Annotated in this window: 18 protein-coding genes; 7 read left to right on the forward strand and 11 right to left on the reverse strand. The window is 51.1% G+C overall.

The features are described from left to right. Nucleotides 1–5 precede the first annotated feature (5 nt). A complete protein-coding gene (locus tag A7983_RS02880) occupies nucleotides 6–1,343 on the reverse strand; it encodes an enolase C-terminal domain-like protein (protein ID WP_005974698.1) in 1,338 nt (445 codons plus the stop codon). Nucleotides 1,344–2,076: 733 nt separating this feature from the next. Next, nucleotides 2,077–3,429 carry an MFS transporter gene (locus tag A7983_RS02885; RefSeq protein WP_005974701.1) on the reverse strand — a complete coding sequence of 451 codons (1,353 nt, stop codon included), beginning with the start codon at nucleotides 3,427–3,429 and terminating at the stop codon, nucleotides 2,077–2,079. 569 nt (nucleotides 3,430–3,998) lie between these two features. Here A7983_RS02885 and garD point away from each other — a divergent pair. The 3 genes from garD to A7983_RS02900 all read left to right on the forward strand — a co-directional run bounded on the left by garD (nucleotide 3,999) and on the right by A7983_RS02900 (nucleotide 8,377). Beyond that, on the forward strand, nucleotides 3,999–5,573 hold the full coding sequence (garD, locus tag A7983_RS02890) for a galactarate dehydratase (RefSeq protein WP_005974703.1): 1,575 nt from the start codon (nucleotides 3,999–4,001) through the stop codon (nucleotides 5,571–5,573). 679 nt (nucleotides 5,574–6,252) lie between these two features. After that, entirely contained in the window at nucleotides 6,253–7,788 is a 1,536-nt protein-coding gene (locus A7983_RS02895) for a methyl-accepting chemotaxis protein (RefSeq protein ID WP_039478296.1), read from the forward strand. A 232-nt stretch (nucleotides 7,789–8,020) separates the two neighbouring features. After that, nucleotides 8,021–8,377 (forward strand): FlxA-like family protein, encoded by a 357-nt coding sequence (locus A7983_RS02900; protein WP_005974709.1) that lies wholly within the window; start codon nucleotides 8,021–8,023, stop codon nucleotides 8,375–8,377. Between the two features lie 209 nt (nucleotides 8,378–8,586). Here A7983_RS02900 and A7983_RS02905 read toward each other — a convergent pair whose 3' ends face one another. The 5 genes from A7983_RS02905 to A7983_RS02925 form a co-directional block, all read right to left on the reverse strand. Further along, the gene (locus A7983_RS02905; RefSeq protein WP_005974711.1) at nucleotides 8,587–8,808 is read right to left on the reverse strand and encodes a DUF3820 family protein; all 222 of its coding nucleotides are present in this window, start codon (nucleotides 8,806–8,808) and stop codon (nucleotides 8,587–8,589) included. Between the two features lie 4 nt (nucleotides 8,809–8,812). Beyond that, nucleotides 8,813–10,867 carry an NAD-dependent DNA ligase LigA gene (ligA, locus tag A7983_RS02910; RefSeq protein WP_051983887.1) on the reverse strand — a complete coding sequence of 685 codons (2,055 nt, stop codon included), beginning with the start codon at nucleotides 10,865–10,867 and terminating at the stop codon, nucleotides 8,813–8,815. Nucleotides 10,868–10,996: 129 nt separating this feature from the next. Beyond that, nucleotides 10,997–12,433 carry a bifunctional D-glycero-beta-D-manno-heptose-7-phosphate kinase/D-glycero-beta-D-manno-heptose 1-phosphate adenylyltransferase HldE gene (gene hldE / locus A7983_RS02915; protein WP_005974715.1) on the reverse strand — a complete coding sequence of 479 codons (1,437 nt, stop codon included), beginning with the start codon at nucleotides 12,431–12,433 and terminating at the stop codon, nucleotides 10,997–10,999. A 114-nt stretch (nucleotides 12,434–12,547) separates the two neighbouring features. Further along, a complete protein-coding gene (gene glnE / locus A7983_RS02920) occupies nucleotides 12,548–15,403 on the reverse strand; it encodes a bifunctional [glutamate--ammonia ligase]-adenylyl-L-tyrosine phosphorylase/[glutamate--ammonia-ligase] adenylyltransferase (protein WP_005974718.1) in 2,856 nt (951 codons plus the stop codon). A gap of 52 nt (nucleotides 15,404–15,455) precedes the next feature. After that, a complete protein-coding gene (locus tag A7983_RS02925; RefSeq protein WP_005974721.1) occupies nucleotides 15,456–16,787 on the reverse strand; it encodes a CYTH domain-containing protein in 1,332 nt (443 codons plus the stop codon). 286 nt (nucleotides 16,788–17,073) lie between these two features. Here A7983_RS02925 and A7983_RS02930 point away from each other — a divergent pair, with 286 nt between their 5' ends. After that, nucleotides 17,074–17,694, forward strand: a complete 621-nt coding sequence (locus A7983_RS02930; RefSeq protein ID WP_005974724.1) for a TIGR04211 family SH3 domain-containing protein — start codon at nucleotides 17,074–17,076, stop codon at nucleotides 17,692–17,694. 108 nt (nucleotides 17,695–17,802) lie between these two features. Continuing rightward, entirely contained in the window at nucleotides 17,803–19,047 is a 1,245-nt protein-coding gene (locus tag A7983_RS02935) for a multifunctional CCA addition/repair protein (RefSeq protein ID WP_005974727.1), read from the forward strand. A 64-nt stretch (nucleotides 19,048–19,111) separates the two neighbouring features. Here A7983_RS02935 and bacA read toward each other — a convergent pair whose 3' ends face one another. Beyond that, entirely contained in the window at nucleotides 19,112–19,930 is an 819-nt protein-coding gene (gene bacA, locus A7983_RS02940; protein WP_005974730.1) for an undecaprenyl-diphosphate phosphatase, read from the reverse strand. 348 nt (nucleotides 19,931–20,278) lie between these two features. After that, a complete protein-coding gene (gene folB / locus A7983_RS02945) occupies nucleotides 20,279–20,632 on the reverse strand; it encodes a bifunctional dihydroneopterin aldolase/7,8-dihydroneopterin epimerase (protein WP_005974733.1) in 354 nt (117 codons plus the stop codon). Between the two features lie 107 nt (nucleotides 20,633–20,739). Between folB and plsY the strand changes: the two genes are divergently transcribed. Then, complete coding sequence (gene plsY / locus A7983_RS02950; RefSeq protein ID WP_005974735.1) at nucleotides 20,740–21,375, forward strand: glycerol-3-phosphate 1-O-acyltransferase PlsY; 636 nt, start codon at nucleotides 20,740–20,742, stop codon at nucleotides 21,373–21,375. 52 nt (nucleotides 21,376–21,427) lie between these two features. Here plsY and A7983_RS02955 read toward each other — a convergent pair whose 3' ends face one another. Further along, nucleotides 21,428–23,014: a methyl-accepting chemotaxis protein gene (locus tag A7983_RS02955; RefSeq protein ID WP_005974738.1), complete on the reverse strand. Its 1,587-nt coding sequence runs from the start codon at nucleotides 23,012–23,014 to the stop codon at nucleotides 21,428–21,430. Between the two features lie 248 nt (nucleotides 23,015–23,262). Between A7983_RS02955 and ppa the strand changes: the two genes are divergently transcribed. Beyond that, nucleotides 23,263–23,793 (forward strand): inorganic diphosphatase, encoded by a 531-nt coding sequence (gene ppa / locus A7983_RS02960; RefSeq protein WP_005974741.1) that lies wholly within the window; start codon nucleotides 23,263–23,265, stop codon nucleotides 23,791–23,793. A gap of 133 nt (nucleotides 23,794–23,926) precedes the next feature. Here the strand turns inward: ppa and A7983_RS02965 are convergent, their stop codons facing one another. Then, a complete protein-coding gene (locus A7983_RS02965) occupies nucleotides 23,927–24,274 on the reverse strand; it encodes a gamma-glutamylcyclotransferase family protein (RefSeq protein WP_005974743.1) in 348 nt (115 codons plus the stop codon).

Here is a 24,274-nt window from a genome sequence, read left to right on the forward strand (position 1 = left end):
TAGGGTTAGCGGCCAAAAACCGGGCGTTTGCGATCAAACTTCCAACCAGGAATCAGGTACTGCATGGTGACAGCGTCATTACGTGCCCCGCTCGGTAATTTTTTGTACAATTCGTGGGCCTTCATGACTTGCCCCATATCCAGCTCAATCCCCAGACCAGGACGTTCTGGCACCTTAATTTTACCGTTGACGATTTGCAGCGGCTCTTTGGTCAGGTGTTGCCCCTCCTGCCAGATCCAGTGCGTATCAATCGCCGTCGGGTTACCCGGTGCCGCAGCCCCCACGTGTGTAAACATCGCCAGAGAGATATCGAAATGGTTATTTGAATGGCAGCCCCACGTCAGGCCCCATTCGTCGCACAGTTGGGCGACGCGCACCGCACCGTGCATCGTCCAGAAATGCGGATCGGCCAGCGGGATATCGACAGCCTGCAACATCACGGCATGATTCATTTCACGCCAGTTGGTGGCAATCATGTTGGTTGCTACCGGTAGCCCAGTGGCACGGCGGAATTCAGCCATCACCTCACGGCCAGAGAAACCTTGCTCAGCACCGCACGGATCTTCCGCATAGGTCAGAATACCCGTCATGTCTTTGCACAAATCTATCGCTTCATCCAGCAGCCAGGCACCGTTTGGATCGACGGTAATACGAGCATCCGGAAAACGCTTTTTCAGCGCCTTCACGGCATCAATTTCCTGCTCACCGGGCAGCACGCCACCTTTGAGCTTGAAATCTTTGAATCCGTAGCGGTCAGTGGTGGCTTCGGCCAGACGCACAATCGCCTCGCTGTCCATCGCCTGCTGGTGACGCAGGTGATACCACTCATGCTTACCTTTCTCACCCGACAAATAGGGGAGATCCGTCTTTGTGCGGTCGCCGATATAGAACAGATAACCGAGCACGGTGACTTCATCACGCTGCTTACCTGGCCCCAGCAGTTCGGCAACCGGGACGCCCATGAATTGCCCCAACAGATCGAGCAGTGCCGCTTCGAGTGCCGCCACCGCATTCACGCGCAGCTCAAACGTCCAGGCACCTTTACCGAAGGAATCAAAATCAGAAGACTGATTGCCGACATGGATGTCATGAACCAGACGGTTCATCCGAGCGATTTGTTCGCCTTTCACGCGGGGAATGGCCTCGACCAGCGTGTTGTAAATGACTTCACCACCGGGCGCTTCGCCAACACCAGTATGCCCGGCGCTGTCGGTTAAAATCACAAGATTACGGGTGAAATAAGCACCATGTGCGCCACCGATATTCAGCAGCATGCTGTCATAGCCCGCAACGGGGATGACTTTCATGTCGGTAATGACAGGCGTCGCTGAAAAATTTGTCATTACAGACTCCCGTCATGAATAGAGCGCACAGAATGTACGCGTAGGGTTCCGATGTTTGCCAAAATGCAGGAACGCATTGAGGCCAGTGAACATAATTCAGTCATACAGAAATAAAAAACAGATGGTGCACCAGTAGATGATTTCATGTTGTTTTCCTACTTATTAGCGCGACCTTGTTTTTACTCTGATTTGGAATGAACCATGCTTGTAGGGTGATCAGAATAAAAACAGGTATAACTACCTTCATACCGGAATAACACAGTCAGGAAAGCGGTGCCATAATCCGTACCGCCTTACCAACCTCAGTAAAAAGTATAAGTTTTCTTATTTCACAACTCATTGGGCAATAGCACAGCATTCCCTATCGAAATGCAGATTAAATATGTCATTATCACAAACGAATGGGAGGTGTTTCACGAAAACCGAGAAACGCGAATTTCTGCCTGATAAACATCGGAATACGTACTATTGGCACCTAATTTCGCAGAGATAAATCCCTACTTTTCATGACATAAATAAAGGGCAAGCCTTAATACCGATCGTTTAAAAACTGAGATAGACGGAGCGACCACGGGGCAACGTGTTCCTGCGGGAACCTCATCCCGTGTTTCTCCTAAAAATGAGGCTTAAGTGACCGGCATTAGGGCAAGCTTATATAAATAAACGCCGAGCCATCAGCATGATGACTCGGCGTGTTGTGTTACAGACTACATTCAGAATTCAGAGATGCTCATTAACGCTTAACGAACGGCTTCAATTCGATACGTTTAATATCCTGCACGATGAACAGGTAGCTGGCGATAGCAACCAGTGCATGGATCCCGACATACACCAGACCGCCATTGAAAGAGCCAGTCATCCCGATGATGTAGCCAATTGCAATTGGCGTCACGATACCTGACGCATTACCGAACATATTAAACAGTCCACCGCTTAACCCACTGATTTCTTTCGGTGCTGTATCGGCCATAACCGCCCAGCCCAGCGCACCAATACCCTTACCAAAGAAGGCCGCCGACATCACCGCAATGACGACCCACTCGGTTTCAACGTAGTTACAAATCACCATCGACATGGAAAGTAGCATACCAAGCACGATAGGCGTTTTACGGGCAAAGGTCAGTGAATTGGTTCGGCGCATCAGGTAATCGGAAATGATGCCGCCCAGAACGCCGCCCACAAAACCGCAGATAGCAGGCACCGAGGCGACAAATCCCGCTTTAAGGATCGACATGCCGCGCGCCTGAACCAGATAAAGTGGGAACCAAGTGATGAAGAAGTAGGTCAGTGCGTTAATACAATATTGACCGATGTAAACACCAAGCATCATGCGAGACTGCATTAATTGCTTGATCTGATGCCATTTTTCACCCTTCACGGTCGCATTCTTCGACCCTTTGGCGTCCATATTGATCAGTGCGCCACCTGCTTCAATATAATCCAGTTCAGCCTGATTCACGCCAGGATGATCTTTGGGGTCGTGGATCACTTTAAGCCAGACAAAGCTGAGGATGATACCCAATCCGCCCATGAACCAGAACACATGCGCCCAACCCACCGCGTGTACCAGCCAGCCCATGATAGGGGCGAAGATCACGGTCGCAAAGTACTGTGCCGAGTTGAATATCGCGACAGCCGTGCCACGCTCTTGTGCGGGGAACCAGGCAGCCACAATTCGGCTATTTCCCGGGAAGGAAGGTGATTCACACAAACCGACCATAAAGCGCAGGAGGAACAGAGAAATGACAATGCCCGCACCGCTGAAGATATCGACAAAGCCTTGTAATAAGGTAAAAATCGACCAGGTGAAGATACTGTAGAAATAGACTTTCTTTGAGCCAAAGCGATCGAGCAGCCAACCTCCAGGTATTTGACCAATAACATATGCCCAGGAGAACGCAGAGAAGATAAATCCCATCCCCACTGCGTCCAACCCAATCTCCTTAGACATTGCTGAACCAGCAATGGACAAGGTCGCACGGTCTCCATAGTTAAATGACGTGACAATAAACAACATCACGACAATCCAGTAGCGGGCGTTTGTTCTCTTTTGTATCGCGCCAGCTGCTGAGCTTACTGTATTCATGATGAACTCCTGCTTCAATCGCGGTTCGCTCATTCATTCCAAATAACAGATAACGGTGTAGGGTTATCAGAATGAAGATCAGTGGATTATTTAGGGTATAGTAAATTCCCATTTTTATTTTTTTTGCGAATAGCCAGGCTATATAGCTTCAGAGTAATTAGCTGACATCTTCAACTCGCAGGAACATTATAATTTCTACCTGCTGGGTGCTCACTAGATAAAAGCACAACATTAAAAATGTCCTTTGGAATATGTTGGTGCACTTGCCCTAGATAGTGCGAGGTATTTCACGAAAAATACCGTTATTCTCTTTTTACCGTCATACACATCATTTCTATTCCCGCCAGAAAAACCACAAGCAGGAAGAATGTGATCAAACTCACCGAAAACTGGTTCTTCGCCTGATAAATCAGAAACAAAAACCTCTGGCTTAGGTCAATTGCATAATGTACGAGAAGAGAACCTCACGTATACTCGTTAGCGAGCAATGAAGTAATAGTGTGGTAAGTTATTCGTATAGTAATAGTTACCACAGCGTTTCTGATAAACAAATAATAAAGGCTTGCATCATGTCAGATAAATCAGAAAATAATGCTGCACAAGAGCAGCCACTTTATATTAAGGTCCATGATTCTGATAATGTTGCCATTGTTGTCAATAATAATGGCTTACGTGCCGGAACCCGTTTTAATGATAATCTGGAATTAATTGAGCATGTTCCACAGGGACACAAAGTTGCCCTTGTTGATATCATCAAGTCAGGTGCCATCATCCGCTATGGTGAAATTATCGGGTATGCACTGCGCGACATTGCCCAAGGAAGCTGGATTGATGAATCCCTGGTCGAATTGCCTCAGGCTCCTGCACTGGAAACCCTACCACTGGCGACCAAAATTCCCCCCACCCTGCCCCCGCTGGAAGGTTATACCTTTGAAGGTTACCGTAACGCCGATGGCAGCGTAGGTACGAAGAATCTGCTAGGCATTACCACCAGCGTACACTGTGTCGCGGGCGTGGTTGACTATGTCGTCAAAATTATCGAGCGAGATTTATTACCTAACTACCCCAATGTGGACGGCGTGGTCGCGCTCAATCATCTCTATGGCTGTGGTGTGGCAATCAATGCCCCTGCGGCAGTCGTTCCTATCCGCACCATTCACAATCTGGCACTGAACCCAAATTTTGGTGGCGAAATACTGGTGGTGGGTCTGGGCTGTGAAAAATTACAGCCGGAACGCCTACTGGAAGGGACGCCAGATGTACAGGCCATCTCCCTTGATGACACCAGCATTGTCCGCTTACAAGATGAACACCACGTTGGTTTCAGATCGATGGTGGATGACATTCTGACAATGGCAGACAAGCATCTGCAACGGTTAAACAAACGTCAGCGTGAAACCTGTCCAGCCTCTGAACTGGTTGTCGGCATGCAGTGTGGCGGCAGCGATGCTTTCTCTGGCGTCACCGCAAACCCGGCCGTTGGTTTTGCCTCCGACCTGCTGGTTCGCTGCGGCGCAACCGTCATGTTTTCTGAAGTAACCGAAGTACGCGACGCCATTCATTTATTAACGCCGCGAGTTATCAACGAAGAGGTCGGTAAACGTCTGCTGGAAGAAATGGCCTGGTACGATAATTATCTCGATAGCGGCCAGACCGATCGTAGCGCCAACCCATCGCCGGGCAACAAAAAAGGTGGCCTCGCAAATGTGGTGGAAAAAGCTCTCGGCTCCATCGCCAAATCTGGCACCAGCGCCATCGTCGAAGTCCTGTCCCCCGGCCAACGCCCAACCAAACGCGGGTTGATTTACGCGGCAACGCCAGCCAGCGACTTTGTGTGTGGTACCCAGCAACTTGCTTCCGGTATCACCGTACAGGTTTTCACCACCGGTCGCGGTACGCCCTATGGCCTGTTGGCTGTACCCGTGATCAAAATGGCGACCCGTACCGCATTGGCAAACCGCTGGCACGATCTGATGGACATTGATGCTGGTACGATTGCCACCGGAGAGGCCACGATTGAAGACGTCGGCTGGCAGCTTTTCCATTTTATTTTGGATATCGCCAGCAACAAGAAAAAAACCTGGTCCGATCAATGGGGACTTCATAACGCCTTGGCCGTTTTCAACCCAGCACCGGTAACCTGATTATCTTTTCCCGCAGGTCAGAGTCATTCTCCGGCCTGCGGATGGCGTTATTTGATCTATAATAAATTCTGCTTCAATAAGAATGTGAAAAAGTGCAGAAAAAGAATAACAAATATCAATGCAGCAACATTTTATTGCATTAAGGCAATAAAATAACATAAAAAAATTAACAAGTGATTTTTCTTAATCAGAAACAAGGCTTATATAGAACACATTCCCAGTAAAAATTCCATGTTCTACTCACCTATTCTTCATCGTTTTTTCTCTAATTATTTATTGCCAATAAAATGAATCAATTGACAGGTAATCGTCCTCATCATAAATTTACGCGTGCTGAAAAAGCGTGCTAACACTGATGACATATTTGTTACAAACATATAGTTACAAATATATAGTTACAAAATCTCCATCACGCACAAAATAGGGCTAATAGCCCGCTCATTATAAATAGTGTCTGGCATTATTTTATATAAGCGAGTAAACCACCCAAAAAATTTCAGTATACCTATTTGAATAACTTGAATATTTACACAGCAATATGCCTGACAGATTTCACAGTATCGTCACGCGGTAGCCCTGTAACATCCCCCCTCTGGAATAGCCAGACAGTTGGGGTGAGAAAAGCAGCCAGCATAGATGAACTTGGAAACTGAGCGGGATAAGTACGCCGGGGTTCCTAATGAGATTAAATACACCTGTCACACAGCAGGAGTATCTGTTAGACATGGACACCATATTGATGTCCACGACAAATATTCACAGCCACATTACCTATGCCAACTCTGCCTTCATTAAGGTTAGCGGTTTTTCTGAAGAGCAGCTCATCAACCAGCCTCACAATATTGTTCGTCATCCAGACATGCCCGTTGAAGCCTATGCCGACATGTGGTCTACGTTGAAACAAGGCGATAGCTGGACCGGATTAGTCAAAAACCGTCGCAATAACGGCGATCATTACTGGGTTCGCGCCAACGTTACGCCGGTTTACCAGCAAGAACATCTGGCAGGCTATATCTCGGTACGTAACACCCCCAGCGCCGAAGAAATAAAAGCGGCCGAAATGTTGTACAGCGCCGTGCAGAAAAAGCAGGCAGGAAGCCGTAAATTCTACAAAGGATTGGTTGTTCGCACCGGGCTTTTCTCCCCGCTGTCGCTTTTGCAGAAATTGTCAGTCCGCTGGCGCTTGCGCATCGCCGTATTAGCGGTAGGACTTATTCCCGCATTGCTTGCTTTCAGCGGCATGAATCCACTGTGGCTGTTGGCGCTGACGCTGTTGCTCACCGTCATCATGGATCAGTTCCTACAGCAGCAAATTGCACAGCCCATCAAGATGATACTCAAACAAGCGCAGCATGTGGTATCAGGCCGTAAAGTAAAACATATCCACCTTAATCGGGTAGACGAAATTGGCTTACTGCTACGTTCAGTTAACCAGTTTGGCCTGAACCTGCATTCGCTTGTCGATGACGTCAGTATGCAGGTTAATGGCATCACGAATGTCAGCCGTAAATTGGCGGAAAACAATATCGACCTGAATAGTCGCACAGAAGAAACGTCAGCAAATCTGCAACAAACCGCCGCCGCTATTGAGGAAATTACCGTTGCCGTGCAACAAAGTGCAGAAACCGCGGCACAAGCGACAACAATGGCAGAAGCCGCCAGCAGCACCGCGCTTAAAGGTGGCAATATCATGAAGGAAACCATCGGCATGATGGATTCCATTTCCAGCGCCAGCGATAAAATCGTTGATATCATTGGTGTAATAGACAGTATTGCTTTCCAGACCAACATCCTCGCGCTGAATGCCGCCGTTGAAGCGGCTCGTGCTGGCGTACAAGGGCGAGGGTTTGCCGTGGTAGCTGCCGAGGTTCGCAATCTGGCACAGCACTCCGCTTCTGCGGCTAAAGAAATTAAAACCCTGATCGATGCCAACGTTGAAAGTGTGAAACAGGGCAGCACAATGGTAGAAACTGCGGGTAAACATATCAGCGATATCGTTGATGAAGTCTTCCAGGTCTCCACCATGATCAAAGAAATCAGCAATGCAACGCATGAGCAGACTTCTGCGTTAGGCTTGATCAATACCTCGATTGCCCAGATAGAACAAATGACACAGGGCAATACCGATATGGTTACGCAATCAACCGATGCAGCCGAAGGACTAAACCTTCAGGCGAAGCGACTGAACAGCGCAATTAATGTGTACGGTAGTTAACTGACGTTATTTCATCATTAGTGCTGGCAAGGGAGTCAGGAAACATACTTGCCAGCGCCTTTCTTTTCTCCTATTTCCTGACAAACACATTTAGTTACATTGACTGCCAAAAAAGTGAGTCTTTCATGTTTCATTACCAACAATGTCACCTGCAAGAACATGTTTAAATTGCCGATATAAAGACCTGTACCCAAAATAATTTGGGTATATCGGCATATTTTCAGGAGGGAAGATGTCAAATACCATCAGCAGTGCTAGCGTATCAACCACAACGGCAAGCAGTAGTAAAAGCAGCAGCACGTCAGAACAGCAGATTGCGCAGCTAAACAAGCAGATTCAGACACTCACCAAACAGGCAAGTAAGCTGACCGAATCGGCTTCTAGTGCAGCAAGTGATGAAGAGCGTAAACTAATCGAACAGCAGCAACAGGCAATTCAGGCGCAGATCCAAGCGTTACAGGCGCAAATTGCCCGCTTGCAGAGTGAAAAATCAGAGCAACAGTCTGATTCCTCTTCTTCGACGCAAAATGCTAAACAAGAAGGCGTTAACAACCCGACAGCAGACAACAAGATTAATATCTACGTATAGTCTGCGTCAGGGAAGTAATCAGTAAACGTAAAAGGTCGCCTCGTTGAATGCTCATGGCAGTCGTTTAAGAACCGAGATACACGGGCGACCACGAGGTGAGGTATCCCAGCGGGAACCTCATCCCCGTGTTGCTCCTAAAATGAAGCTTAAGCGGCCCGTTTTACTTCATTGAAGCGACCTTTTCTCATCATGGTTGTGCAGAAGGATAGTCAGGAACGAGTTCGCTTCAGCGGTGTGACCAACCCTTGCAGACCCTCTACCTTGATTGCCAGCGTAATTTGCATCAATTCCCCCAAGCGACCCTGAGGAAATTCATCCTTGCGAGAGAACCACAGCAGGTACTCTTCTGGTAAATCAATCAGCACCCGCCCTTTGTATTTGCCAAAGGGCATCGGCATCGTGGCAATGTCTATCAGGTCTTCTTTTTCCATCCGTTTATGCCCCTAATAATCGGATCATTTCCGCCTCATCGATCACCGGAATCCCCAACTCTTGCGCCTTCGCCAGTTTAGAGCCTGCGGCCTCACCGGCAATCACCATATCGGTTTTCTTCGAGACGCTACCACTGACTTTTGCTCCTAACGCCGTTAGCCGATCTTTGGCTTCATCACGGGACAAAATACTCAGCGATCCGGTCAATACCACCGTTTTTCCCGCAAACGGGCTGTCGATCTCTTCGGCATTGACGACCTGAACCTCAGGCCAGTGGATGTTGATGCCGACAGGATCGGTCAGCTCGCGGATCACAGTTTGGTTGTGCTCTTCTTCAAGAAAATGGCGTACATGCGCGGCAACAACTTTACCGACATCCGGCACTGCTAGCAGCGCGTCTTCATCTGCCGCAAAAAGTGCCTCCAGCGAACCAAAATGGGCAGCCAGATTGGCGGCGGTCGATTCGCCAACATCACGGATCCCCAACGCGTACAAAAAACGCGCCAGCGTGGTACTTTTCGCTTTTTCCAACGCATTAACCAAGTTTGTCGCGGACTTCGGCCCCATGCGATCCAGCCCCGTCATGATCCCAGCACTTAGACGAAACAGATCGGCGGGCGTTTTGACGTACTCTTTTTCCACCAGTTGATCGATGATCTTATCGCCCATACCCTCAACATCCAGCGCACGGCGGGAAACAAAGTGCTTCAGCGCCTCTTTGCGCTGGGCACCGCAGATCAAACCACCGGTACAACGCGTGACGGCTTCCCCTTCCACACGCTCAACGTCAGATCCACACACCGGACAAGCCACGGGGAAAACGATCGCTTGCACGGTTTCTGGCCGCTCAGATTCAACAATACCGACGATCTGCGGGATCACATCCCCCGCTCGACGCACAATGACACGATCGCCAATCTGCAAACCTAGTCGCTCAATTTCATCGGCATTATGCAGTGTGGCGTTACTGACAATTACGCCAGCCACAGCGACCGGTTCCAGACGCGCAACGGGCGTAATCGCCCCCGTCCGCCCTACCTGAAACTCGACATCGCGCACCCAGGTTAGCTGTTCCTGCGCGGGGAATTTAAAGGCCACCGCCCAGCGCGGCGCACGAGCAACAAACCCTAATCGTTCCTGCAACGCCAACGAGTCAACTTTAACGACGACGCCGTCAATATCGAAACCTAACTCACTGCGGGTCTGTTCAACCTGACGATAAAAATCGAGCACCTCAGCCGAGCCGGTACAGAGCTTGATTCTGTCGCTAACCGGCAGTCCCCAATCCTTGAACTGCTTCAACCGCTTACAGTGACTGGCAGGCAATTCACCGCCTTCCAAAAGGCCAACGCCATAGCAGAAGAAGGTCAATGGGCGTTTAGCCGTGATCCGTGGATCGAGCTGGCGCAGCGATCCGGCAGCGGCGTTACGCGGGTTGGCAAAGACTTTGCTCCCTGTGCGGCGGGCCTCTTCATTCAACTTTTCAAAACCGCCATGCTTCATAAACACTTCACCGCGGACTTCAACACGGCGCGGAATATTTTCACCCTCAAGGCGCAATGGGATCGCTCCAACGGTACGGATGTTGCTGGTGATGTTTTCCCCAGTCGTTCCATCCCCACGCGTGGCGGCCTGTACCAGAACGCCATCTTCATATAACAGGCTGACAGCCAAACCATCCAGTTTCAGTTCGCAGCAGAATGTCAGGTCATCACCGTTCTTCAACCTGTCACCAATTCGCTTGCTGAAGGCCAGATAGCTCTCTTCATCAAATACGTTATCCAACGATAGCATCGGTACTTCATGACGTACCTGCTCAAATGCCGCCAGCGGTGCCGCGCCGACGCGCTGCGTAGGAGAATCACTCGTCACCAGCTCTGGGTGATCTGCCTCCAATGCTTTCAGTTCCCGCATGAGTTTGTCATATTCGCTATCAGGAATTTCAGGCGCATCTTCAACGTGATATTTGTATTCGTGATGGCGTAAGACCCGGCGCAACTCCGCTACCCGCAGTGCGACCGCATTCACTTCGGCTGGTTCTTTCTTCACTGGTTTCATACCTGTTTTATCTGACGTGTCGCCCTGTCGGCGTCACGATTTATATGATTCTCGCTCGTGGTGTGTCAGAGCGAGAATCATTAGCTGGCGGACTAAAATGGGTTAGCCACACTGTCAGTGTTATGTCGTTTAAGATTTAGACGTAGTGGCTTTAATCGTGTTGATGATATTTGTCGTGGAGCAACCATCCTCAAAATTCAGGACCTTCACTTCACCGCCGTTGGCCCAGACCTCTTCACTACCGGCGATTTCATGTGGCTGGTAGTCTCCGCCTTTCACCAGAATATCCGGCAAGATGCGAGCAATCAGGCGCTGTGGCGTATCTTCTTCAAACGGCACGACCCAATCGACCGCTTCCAACGCCCCTAGCACGATCATCCGCTGCGGCAGCGGGTTGACCGGTCGAGTTGGTCCCTTCAGCCGCTTGGTGGATGCATCGCTGTTTACCGCAACGATTAACCGATCGCCAAGCTTGCGGGCGTTTGCCAAATAAGACACATGTCCGGCATGCAAAATATCGAAGCAGCCATTGGTCATCACAATCTTTTCGCCACGCTGACGCGCTAGCTCAACGGCATGTTTCAACTGTTCTTCAGTCATCACGCCAAATCCGGTTTCGGCACGGCCGCGGATAGCATTTTCCAATTCAATCGGCGTAACTGTAGACGTTCCCAGCTTGCCAACGACAACGCCTGCGGCGGCATTCGCCAGGAAACAGGCTTCCTCCAGCGGATTACCCGCCGCCAGCGCAGCAGCCAGAACACCAATGACGGTATCGCCAGCACCGGTCACGTCATATACTTCTTGCGCCTGCGTCGGCAAATGCAGCGGTGCTTTACCCGGCTGTAGCAGCGTCATCCCTTGCTCGGAACGGGTGATCAGCAATGCGGACAGATCGTAATCCGCCACCACCTTCATACCGCGTTCGACCAGTTCTTCTTCCGTTTTACTGCGCCCAGCGACGGCTTCAAACTCAGACAGATTTGGCGTTAGCAGCGTCGCACCACGGTAACGAGAAAAGTCGGTGCCTTTCGGGTCGATCAGCACCGGAACGCCAGCCGCTTTTGCCGTCTGAATCATGGTTTGCACATGTGCTAATACGCCTTTCGCATAGTCAGACAGCACCAACACGCCAATTTTTGGCAGCGCCTGTTGGATACGCTCGATGATTGGCTGAGGATCAATCCCCTCGAAGCCCTCTTCGAAATCCAGCCGGATCAACTGCTGATTGCGCGACAGCACGCGCAACTTGGTGATCGTCGGGTGCGTAGGAACAGAGACAAAGTCACACTTCACATTCACTTCGCCAAGTTTAGCGTTCAGTGCACGAGCAGCATCATCAATGCCCGTTACCCCCACCAGACGCGAACCAGCCCCCAATGCGGCGATGTTCATTGCAACGTTCGCCGCCCCACCCGGACGCTCTTCGATCGTATCAACTTTGACCACAGGCACCGGTGCCTCTGGTGAAATTCGGCTAGTAGGGCCATACCAGTAACGGTCCAGCATGACATCACCCACCACTAACACACCCGCTTGACGGAAATCAGGCAGCGTCACTTTCATCCTCTACTCCAGGCTTATTTCGCATAATGCGCGTAATAATATCATAGGCACGATCATTACACGCCACCGCACCGAGTCTCTTCGCTGAGTGCTTGACCACATATATTGAGAAACTTACGCGTTCACCAACCACTTATTCCAGCTCACCCGCACCTGCTCCCGCTCCGCAACAAACCGCTCCTGGCTGACACGGCCGGACAGTTCCTGCAAGGCCAAATGGTGTAGTTCATTGCGCATGGTGACATAGGCCAGCTTGAGCGCGTTAGCTTCGCTCTCTTCCATCACACCATACTGCGCCATCAGTTCCAGAATTCGTACATTGTCTGACCAACGGGTTAAACGCGGCTCCTGCGCGGCGTAACGCAGCACCAAATACTGGGCGATAAATTCGATATCTGTAATGCCGCCCGCATCCGTTTTGATGTCAAAAAGCGTTTTATCTTTATTCGCCAGATGTTGACGCATTTTTTCCCGCATTTCGCGCACTTCGGTGCGCAGAGTGTCCGCGTCACGCTCTGTACAGAGGATGCGGCGGCGAATAGACTCAAAGGTCTGCTGCACGCCGCTTTCGCCGTACACCATGCGCGCGCGCACCAGCGCCTGGTGCTCCCACGTCCACGCCTCATTGCGCTGATACTCATCAAACGCTTCCACCGTACTCACCAACATACCTGCCGCGCCCGATGGACGCAGCCGTGCATCCACTTCATACAAAATGCCTGATGACGTCCGAGTACTAAACAGGTGCATTACTCGCTGTGCGAGGCGCAGGTAAAACTGGCGACCATCAATACTGCGTTCGCCTTCCGTCATCACGTCCGACGGGCAATCCAGCAGGAATACCAGATCGAGATCGGAGCTATATCCCAGCTCCCAACCACCAAGCTTGCCATAGGCAATGACGGCGAACCCACGCCCTTCACGATGCTGTAAATGGGATGGCTGGCCGTAGCGCGCCACCATCTGTCCCCATGCCTGCTGAACCACTGCCGCGATAATCGCTTCCGCCAGATACGTTAAGTGATCGCTCACTTTCATGACCGGTAGGACGCCGCCGATGTCCCCTGCGGCGATACGCAACTGCTGTGACTGTTTAAACTGGCGCACGGCCTCCAGTTGTTGTTCTTCATCGTCCTCAGGGACACGCATCAAATATTGACGCAGCTCATCAGAGTACGCGCCCGGTGCCGTCGGCTGATACAGCGTTGAAGCATCAAGCAATTCATCTAACAGAAGGGGATAACGCGCCAGTTGGCTGGCAACCATCGGCGAAGCCGCACACAGACGAATCAACTGAGCCAGAGCAGCACGAGACTCCAGCAACAGCTCAAGATAGGTGGTGCGCGTGACGATGCCCAACAGTAGCGGAGTCAAACGAGACAGCACCGTATCCGCCTCCTGACGAGCACACACTTCCGCCAGCAAACACGGCATGAGTTGATCCAGCACATCTCGCCCGCGTGGCCCTATTGTGCGTTTCGCCACATCGTGACGAAATTCCACAATCGTCCGCATCAGCTTCTCACGCACGGTTTCCGTAAGATGCGGCGTTAGCGGGGCCAGTTCACCATCGTCCAGCGTATCCTGCCATAGGCTGCTATAGCTGCTATGTTCAGGGATATCGTTATTGTCTGGCGCATCATCACCAATCAGCTCATCAAATACGTTCCGCACCGCCTGCATATGCTGTGACAGCATGGATTGCAATGCATCCCAACTGTCGAAACCCATTCCCCATGCCAGACGTTGCTGATTGAGTTCATCACCCGGCAGCGTTTGCGTCTGCTCATCAGCAATCGCCTGCAACAGGTTTTCCAGACGGCGTAGAAACAAATAAGAGCTACTGAGATCGAGCACCTGTTGTGGCGTTAATAATCCCAGAGTCCCCACATGCTGGAGCGTAGGTAGCAACGATCGCCCCTGTAACCCCGGTTCACGCCCGCCGCGAATCAGTTGGAAAACCTGCGTGATAAATTCGATTTCACGAATTCCCCCCGCCCCCAGCTTGATGTTGTTACGCAGATCCCGGCGACGCACTTCACGGGCAATCATGCCCTTCATGTTGCGCAAAGACTGAATCACGCTGAAATCAATATAGCGACGGAAAACGAAGGGCTTCAGCGTACTACGCAGTTCCTGACTGTAAGCATCGTCCATTCCGCCCATCAGGCGCGCTTTGACCATCGCGTAACGTTCCCAGTCGCGGCCCTGCTCCTGATAATAATCTTCCATCGCGGCAAAGCTGAGCACCAGCGGGCCGCTATCACCAAAGGGACGTAGCCGCATATCCACACGGTAAACAAAGCCATCGACAGTCGGCTGATCCAGCACCTTAATGAGGCGCTGTCCCAGACGCGTGAAGAACTGTGCGTTATCCAACTCGCGCCGTCCGCCTTGCGTGTGACCATTTTCGGGATAGACGAAGATAAGATCGATATCCGAAGAGAAGTTGAGTTCTCCTCCACCCAATTTCCCCATGCCAAGAATCAGCAAAGGCTGAGCCACGCCCTGCGCATTACAAGGTGTCCCCCACTCGCGACAACAGGCCTCATATAGCCAGCTTCTGGCCGCCACAATCATCACTTCAGCCAGTTCGCTCAACTGACGCAGCGTATGTTCCGTGGTACTGGTTTGCAGCGCCTGCGACCACGCAATTCGCGTCAACATATGGCGGCGAAACCGACGCAATGCCGCCATCAACGCATTTTCATCGTTAACACTGGTCAGAGCGTCACGCAGCCAGTCGGCATAGTGCCGCCACTCTTCGGGCTGCGGCGGTTGCTGATGAATCCCTTGCCACCAGTCAGGATGCAGCGCAAGCGCATCGCTGACAAAATCGCTCAATGCCAAAACAGCAGCATCGCTGTCCGTTATCGGTTCATCAGGTGCGGCTTCCCACAAACGCGATAGCGCACGCTGAGAGTGTTCCGTCAGAAGCGCAGGTAAAGCAGGCAAAGGAAGTATCGACATGGGGGTTCCCTTGATGTGCCGCCTATCCTCACTGACAAGCGGCAGTTAACGGTTACTGTCCGCCGCTATGTAGCCAGAACGGAGACAAAGTCAGCACGGCTTTACGCTGGGCTTCCAGATAGACAGAAGGAGCCTGCCCGGCAGCAAGCCGCTCAATCTCCTGTAGTAACGCCCGCCAGTGTTCAACGTAGGCTTCTACTTGCTCTGCCGGATAGGCACCGGATAAGAGGAGAAATGCGCAGAGATTACGTTGAAGGCGAGGGATTTGCTGCTCGTACTGCGCCTCCGTCAAGGTAGAAGAAAAAGCACTTTTCAGCTCCGCTGTGCTACGGCTTAGCATAATGTCGGCAAAGCGTTTGAACGAGCCCTGTAGCTTAATGCGATCTTTATTATCCATATAGTCGCACCAGCCAGACTCGATTAGCCACGAAGTCAGCACTAACTTACTTTGCAGGTAGTCGGCGCTATAACAGATTTCCGCTCCACCGGGACCTTGTAACCGATTTTCCAGCGTGGCGAGTGCAGAGCGGAAAAGCGTGGTGACCTTACGTAACACGACACCTCCCACCAGCACCAGCATTTCGCGCATCAACGCGCTGGCCTGTGGCATAGCGTCACGGGCAGAGGCATCTCCTCTTACCCACAGTTCTTCGTGGTATTGCCAATGAGCCAACGCCAATTCTAGCGCCGCGCGGATGGCCTGATCGATGTTGGTTTTTGCATCCACGACCAATGTATTGAGCGGAAGACATTCGCGCACAGGATTGCCTTTAGCCAGATGGTATCCACGTGCCGCCTTACTGAGGCTGCCCTGCCGCATACCACCAAACTCCGCGATTTCTTTTGCCAAGGCCAACAGATGAGTGGTTTGCCCCAACTTAAGTTCCATCTCCAGTTCGCACAGCGGCTCACTCAGATCGCCAGCACGAATTTCACCACGGTCTAATGCAACCTCAATGACGCTTTGGTAGTAAGTAAACACCCACTTCTCACGCGTAAAATCCGTACTAAACAGTGGAGTAAGTGAGGGTTGCAGCGCCTCAATATCGCAATCGTCCGGCCAGACCTCCGTAGGAAACAGGCTGAGATCCAACTCGGCTTTCTCCAGCGCAACGTTATATTCAGGGTGTTGGTGCAACCCACCAACCACCTTACCCGCCGTTTTCGCCGTCATTTCGTAGCGTTCATTCTCGCCGCGAATACGCAGGCCAATGCCATTACGACGCAGGTAGTTATCTGCGGTTTCATAGTAGACATTGCTCAGACGCTGAGCACGCATATGCTCATACTGGCTGTAATCACTCTCCCATTCAGCCAATTGCGTCAGCAGCGATTCAACGCTGTCAGGATGAACAATAAATTTCAGCTCAATTTCTTCACTCATAGCATTCACAACACCAAGATCGCGTTCATTATTATGTCAGTAAATAACATTTTACTTCACCTTACTACCCTTACCGCACACACTCTTTTTCACCTGCGAACAAGCGCGCATTTCTTATGCAAACTTGCCATTAGGAACATTCTTCTCTCTGTTTAAATACGGAGGACACCGCCTTCCTGGTATGACGCCCGCCAAGAGTAAGACTGTTCTCATTTCGGTTTATACATTGCCTCGTCAGACTTAAGCCTCTACTATCAGACCACCATTAACGCAACATGATGATCTTATGCAGAAATTAGGCTTACTCTGTTTCACTTTGTTTTCTCTCACGCTGAGTTGGACCGCACAGGCGGAAGAAAAACGCTACATTTCCGATGAGTTATTGACGTATGTCCACAGTGGGCCAGGCAATCAATATCGTATCGTCGGCACAGTGAATGCTGGCGCTGAGGTCACGCTACTCAGCGTCAATGAAAGCGCGGGTTATGCACAGATCCGTGATGATAAAAACCGTACCACCTGGATCCCTCTCGACCAGCTTAGCGATACGCCAAGCCTGCGTACACGGGTGCCGGAGCTGGAAAAACAGGTAAAAGACCTGACTGACAAACTGAATAATATCGATCAGACCTGGAACCAGCGCACCGCTGACATGCAGCAAAAAGTAGCGGCCAGTGATGATATTATCAACGGATTACGTCAGGAAAATCAGGATCTGAAAAATCAGCTTATCGTCGCACAGAAAAAAGTCAGTGCGGCGAATGTCCAGCTTGATGATAAGCAGCGCACCATCATTCTACAGTGGTTTATGTATGGTGGAGGTGTCGCGGGTATAGGCTTGCTGCTAGGCCTGTTGCTACCGCACATCATCCCTCGCAAAAAGAAAAATGACCGCTGGATGAACTGATTAGAATACGTGCCTGCTTCTTGCAGGCATTTTTCTCTGTGACTAACGCAACAGCATAAAGATGGTAGTATGTTGTGAAATATTGGTTATTGATTCAGGAGCCCGACGTTGAAGATTTACCTTGTCGGCGGCGCTGTTCGGGACAGCCTGCTGAGTTTACCCGTCACCGAAAAGGATTGGGTGGTGGTCGGTGCGACGCCGGAGCATCTGCTTACGCAGGGTTACCAGCAGGTTGGAAAGGATTTTCCCGTTTTCTTACATCCCGTCAGCCACGATGAATACGCCCTCGCACGAACCGAACGCAAATCCGGCAAAGGCTATACTGGATTTGTCTGCCATGCCGCACCGGATGTCACGTTAGAGCAGGATTTACTCCGCCGCGATTTGACCATCAATGCCATTGCCCGTACTGAGCAGGGTGAGCTGATCGATCCTTATCACGGTCGTCGCGATCTTGAGAACCGCGTACTGCGCCATGTCTCTGACGCCTTTGGCGAAGATCCGTTACGCGTCCTGCGTGTCGCCCGTTTTGCCGCACGTTTTGCCCATCTCGGCTTCCAGATTGCAGAAGAAACCATGGCGCTGATGCAAAAAATGGTGCATGAGGGCGAACTGGCTTACCTAACGCCAGAACGCGTCTGGAAAGAGACGGAAAAAGCGCTCAGAACATCGTCGCCAGATGTCTATTTTCAGGTGCTACGTGACTGCGGCGCGCTGGCCGTGCTGTTCCCTGAAATCGATAATCTCTATGGCGTACCCGCTCCTGCCAAATGGCATCCGGAAATCGATACCGGCATTCATACCATGATGACAGTAGCAATGGCCGCACGCCTCAGTCCAGAGATTGACGTGCGTTTTGCCACACTGTGTCACGATGTAGGAAAAGGGCTAACACCGCCTGAACTGTGGCCACGACATCATGGGCACGGCCCTGCGGGTGTCAAACTGGTTGAAGCCCTGTGTCAGCGCTTACGTGTGCCTAACCCCATTCGCGATCTGGCGAAGCTGGTTACGGAATATCATGACCTGATTCATACCGTGCAGGTACTGCAACCCAAAACCCTGCTGAAGTTATTTGATGCGATTGACGTCTGGCGCAAGCCACAGCGTCTGGAGCAGCTCGCGCTGACTAGCGAGGCCGATGCCAGAGGCCGTGCCGGTTTTGAAGAGAACCCTTATCCACAAGGCGACTACCTGCGTGAAGCCTTCCACATCGCCGCCCTGGTCAGCAGTGCCAGCGTCGTCGCCGATGGTTTTAAAGGCATTGATGTGCGTAATGAATTGGCCCGTCGCCGTATTCATGCTCTGGCAGAGTGGAAAGCACAGCAGCCTGATATCTCGGGTACATCCTGAAAACAAAGAGGCCACGCTAATGCGCGGCCTCTTCTCTATCTAACAACAACCAAGTCTCTCAGACTTACATAAAGACCATGTAAACCACGCCCGCGACGATAAAACGGTAAATCGCGAAGGGAACAAACGAGATGCGTTTGATGATTTTCAGGAAGGTTTTAATCGCAATCAGCGCCACGACAAACGCCGTCACGAAGCCCACGGCAAACATCGGTACATCAGCCAGCGACAGGAAATGCCAGCTTTTATACAGATCCAAAACGGTCGCCCCCATCATCATGGGAACCGCCAGAATAAAAGAGAACTCAGAGGCCGCATAACGGCTGACACCCACCAGCATTCCACCGGAAATCGTTGCCCCTGAGCGTGAAAAACCGGGCCACAGCGCCAGACATTGAAAACAGCCAATCATAAACGCCTGACGATGCGTAATGTCATCCAGCCCGACGGCACGTGGTTTTTTAGGCTTAAGCCATTCAGCCGCTAACAGCAGGAAGCCCCCGATAACCAGCGCATACATCACGTTTTGTGGATAAAACAACGATTTGATCACGTCGTGGAAAATCAGACCGAGCACAACCGCAGGGATCATGGCCAGTAAGATGTGCGTCAACTTCAGTCGGCCAGCCGTATGCCCTTCATGCGGCACCTTTCCGAAGTGGATCCCAATCAGGCCAAAGAGACGACGCCAGAACACAACGACAACCGCCAGAATCGAGCCAAGCTGGATGATAACTTCAAACGTCTTGGCTTTCTCATCAACAAACCCTAGCCAGTGACCAACAATAATCATATGCCCCGTAGACGATACGGGCAAAAACTCGGTCAGCCCTTCGACCACACCAAGAATGAATGCGATTAGCAGCGAATGCAGGTCAGTCATCTAAAAATCCTTGCCTCTAATAAAAACGAAAATTTAGCCCATAAAAAAGCGGCTGCGTACTTTCGCGAGCCGCTACACACCCTAAATAATTCGAGTTGCATGCAGGCGGCAAGAGAAAGAACCCCGATGAGCTTACTCAAGTAAGTGATTCGGGTGAGTGACAAATCTGCCAGAGGCAGATTTGAACGCTGCTTGCAGCGGCCCCATCGGGGCGAGATCCACGTAAGTGGGCCGAGTAGCGCGCCAACGTACATGCAGCTTGAAGTATGACGGGTATAACTGGCTTATAGACTAGTTGGGTTACGATTTAGTTGCACGTAAACCCGTATTTATTCTGTTGAATCAGATTTATCGCGTACCGCGCTCAATAATAACTCCAACCTGGCGCGCCTGCGCCACGGCGCCTGGCTTGCTAAGCTTGATGCGCAGCCAGGGAATAGCGAAGCGCTGCATCAGCAACTGCGCGACTTCTTCAGCAACACGTTCCACCAGAGCAAAACGCTGGTTCGCCACATGGGCAATCACCGCATCGCTAACATCGGCATAGCTCAGGCAGTCATTCACATCGTCACTGGCTGCTGCCTGACGGTTATCCCAGCCCATTTCGATATCGAACACCAGCTTCTGCTGGATCGTCTGTTCCCAATCGTAAACACCAATGGTAGTGATTACAGTAAGCTCTTCAATAAATACGATATCCATCACGCCGTTCTCTGTTTTTGTCGCTGTCGGATACCACTTCCGACGGAATGTGCGTATTATCCACAGATGAGAAGAGTAAAACGACCCTTATTAAACGGAATGGCGTTATGAGTGTTACCGCGCTTGGTATGATGTTAATCGCGTATCTGTGTGGCTCTATTTCCAGTGCGATTTTGTTTTGCAGAATTGCTGGGCTGCCCGACCCGCGTCAACATGGTTCTGGCAATCCCGGAGCCACTAACGTATTGCGTATTGGCGGCAAAGCTGCCGCAGCAACCGTGTTGGTTTTTGACGTTCTGAAAGGCATGTTGCCCGTCTGGGCTGCTTACGCACTGGGCGTTGCCCCGCTGTATCTCGGGTTAACCGCCATCGCCGCCTGCCTCGGCCATATCTATCCCGTATTTTTCCACTTTCGCGGGGGTAAAGGTGTGGCAACGGCTTTTGGTGCCATCGCCCCTATCGGTTGGGATTTGACAGGCCTGATGACCGGCACCTGGCTACTGACCGTTCTGTTAAGCGGCTATTCCTCACTCGGTGCTATCGTCAGTGCGCTCATCGCACCATTTTATGTCTGGTGGTTCAAACCCCAGTTTACTTTCCCCGTCGCAATGCTCTCTTGCCTGATATTGATGCGTCACCACGACAATATCCAACGCCTATGGCGCGGACAGGAAAGTAAAATCTGGGATAAACTGCGCAAGAAGAAGAAATCGGAAGACGAGAAGACGTCTCTCGAAAAGTGAGGCAAAAAATTCCCGCTTTCACGGGAATTTTTTATGAAGTATGAAAGGGGTATTAGAATCGGCCGATAGCGGCAAACTCCTGCGACTGCACTTTAAACTGTGCCATGCTTTCCGCCAGCAAATGTGCCTGATCCTCTAATGAACGCGTGGCAGCGGCGGATTCTTCAACCAGAGACGCATTTTGCTGCGCGACCTCATCCATCTGCGATACCGCCAAATTCACCTGCCCAATTCCATTGCTCTGCTCACGCGTTGCCGTTGAGATCTCACGCATCAGGGACGTCACACGCCCGACTGCGTCAGAGACGTCATCCATCGTTTCGCCAGCCATTTTTGCCATCACTGTGCCTTCACTGACGCGGCTCTGGGATTCTTCCACCAATGTTTTGATCTCTTTCGCTGATTGCGCGCTGCGCTGCGCCAAATTACGGACTTCCCCCGCAACCACAGCAAACCCCCGCCCCTGCTCTCCCGCCCGCGCGGCTTCAACCGCCGCATTCAGCGCCAGAATATTGGTCTGAAACGCGATACCGTCAATCACCGCCAAAATATCGCCAATACGTGTGGAACTGCTGGAGATCATCTGCATCTTCTCAATCATGTTCCCCACCATATCACTACCTTTACTGGCAATATCTGACACATTTTGTGCCAGCGTATGGGCTTGTTCCGCACTCTCGGCGTTGAGCGTCACCGTGGCGGTCAACTGTTCCATACTGGCGGCAGTTTCTTCCAACGACGATGCGGACTCTTCTGTGCGGGCGGCCAGATGCGTATTGCCGGAAGATAGCTCGCGCGTACCGACATCGATTTGCATACCCGCATCGCGGACACGCCCTACAGCGGTGGCTAACGAATGTTGCATTGCCTTCATCGCCTGAGTCAGGCGACCAATTTCATTATTGCCGCCATCGGCAATAGGCTGGGTTAAATCGCCACGGGCAATAAACTCCAACTGTTCGACCGTTTGTTCAAGCGGGGACAAAATAGAACGTTTCAGGGCAGCCCAGGCAGCCACCACCAGCAGCAGAACGAATAGACAGGCAATACCGATGATCGTCAGACGCTCGAACGCAAAACTTTCTGCTTCAGTGAGCATGTTTTCTCCCACTTCCAGCCCAAAGTCGCGGAATTCATTCGCTACCTTATCCATCTCAACGCTAAGCGGTGGTAGCACGTCCTGCAACAGCGCGTAATAAGCAGCAACGTCACCACGTTTCAGCGCATCGACCATTGGCTGAACGCCAAGGTTCATATATTGCTCGTAGTTGCTTTTCACCTCTGCCGCCATTTTGGCGCCGCGTTCCGTTACGGTGCCATAGGAAAGAAAACGCATCATTTCTTGGTGGGAAAGTGCCGTGTAGGCTTCTGCTCGCGCCACTGACGCATTCGCGAGATCGGTCAGTCCATTTTCCATCTGACGAGCAGCCAATGCTGCCCCCGTTCTGGCACGCAGCGAGGCCGTGTAGCTCCCTGCAAGCGCCGTCACTTCTTTGCCCTGAATCTTGTCGATAGTCGTGAGTGACGTGATCCCCTGATTGATGGAGGTGATGCCAATTCCGCATACCAGTAATAAGAGCAGCACCATCATGCTCAACAAAGCAATCAAGCTCGTCTTGATTGTGATGTTTTTTAACATTTCCATTTCCCTGACATTACAAATGATAAATAAATGCGGAGAAATGCTCCGCATAACGTGATCTTGATCATGTTCCTATCGGTAGCAAGCCTGCTTTCTTTAAAGAAACTTTAGTAACGAAAGTATTTTTACTTAAACGACTCACGTTAATGCATAGCGCGTCGACACGCTAAAAATCGGCGACATGAAACGCTTTTTGGCTATAATGACGGCCACGCTATTTCAGGTTTTAAGAGAAGGAAACTGACATGAGTCTGAACGATGTTCCGGCAGGTAAAGATCTGCCAGAAGATATCTATGTAGTGATTGAAATTCCCGCGAATGCCGATCCGATCAAATATGAGATTGATAAAGATACTGGCGCGCTGTTTGTAGACCGTTTCATGTCTACCGCCATGTTCTACCCATGCAACTATGGCTACATCAACCACACGCTGTCTCTGGATGGCGACCCGGTTGACGTGCTGGTACCGACCCCGTATCCGTTACAGCCTGGCTCTGTGATCCGTTGCCGTCCTGTTGGCGTGCTGAAAATGAGCGATGAAGCAGGTGAAGATGCCAAGCTGGTTGCCGTTCCACACAGCAAGCTGACCAAAGAATACGATCACATTAAAGACGTTAACGACCTGCCTGAACTGCTGCGCGCACAGATCGGCCACTTCTTTGAACATTACAAAGATCTGGAAAAAGGCAAGTGGGTGAAAGTTGACGGTTGGGATAACGCTGCTGCGGCAAAAGCCGAAATCGTTGCTTCCTTCGAGCGCGCAAAAAACAAATAAGCGCCGCTCCATACGCCATCAAAAGCATTGCGTATGCAAAAGCATGACGTGCTCAAAAAATAGCACGATCAAAAACACCGCGTTACGCGGTGTTTTTATTTATGGCGACCATGACTTGATGGGTTACTCGACCTCAAGCCTCTTCATCACGCTTCAACCAGTCACCGCTGGCAATACGCGTTAACCCTTCAGTCGGGTGTTTATACAGATAGATCCAGGCACTGCCCAGAGGAGTGGAAATCAGCTCACGCTGGTATTCGTGGCCGTCCCGCTTTAAGGCATCCAGCTCCGTCAGAATCGACGAACTAATGCGATAAACCTCACAATGAATTTCTCCATCGCCGGGGACGACAGCCGGATAATGGCCGAGATCGTACAGCTCGAAACCGGCGAGCTGACAATCCCCTAACCATTGCGCATTCGTCATCCAATGACTATTTCCCTGTTTGCGTCGTAAACTGCCGTAAACAATAATTCGCAT

The sequence above is a fragment of the Pectobacterium wasabiae CFBP 3304 genome, assembly GCF_001742185.1.
Lineage (GTDB): Bacteria > Pseudomonadota > Gammaproteobacteria > Enterobacterales > Enterobacteriaceae > Pectobacterium > Pectobacterium wasabiae.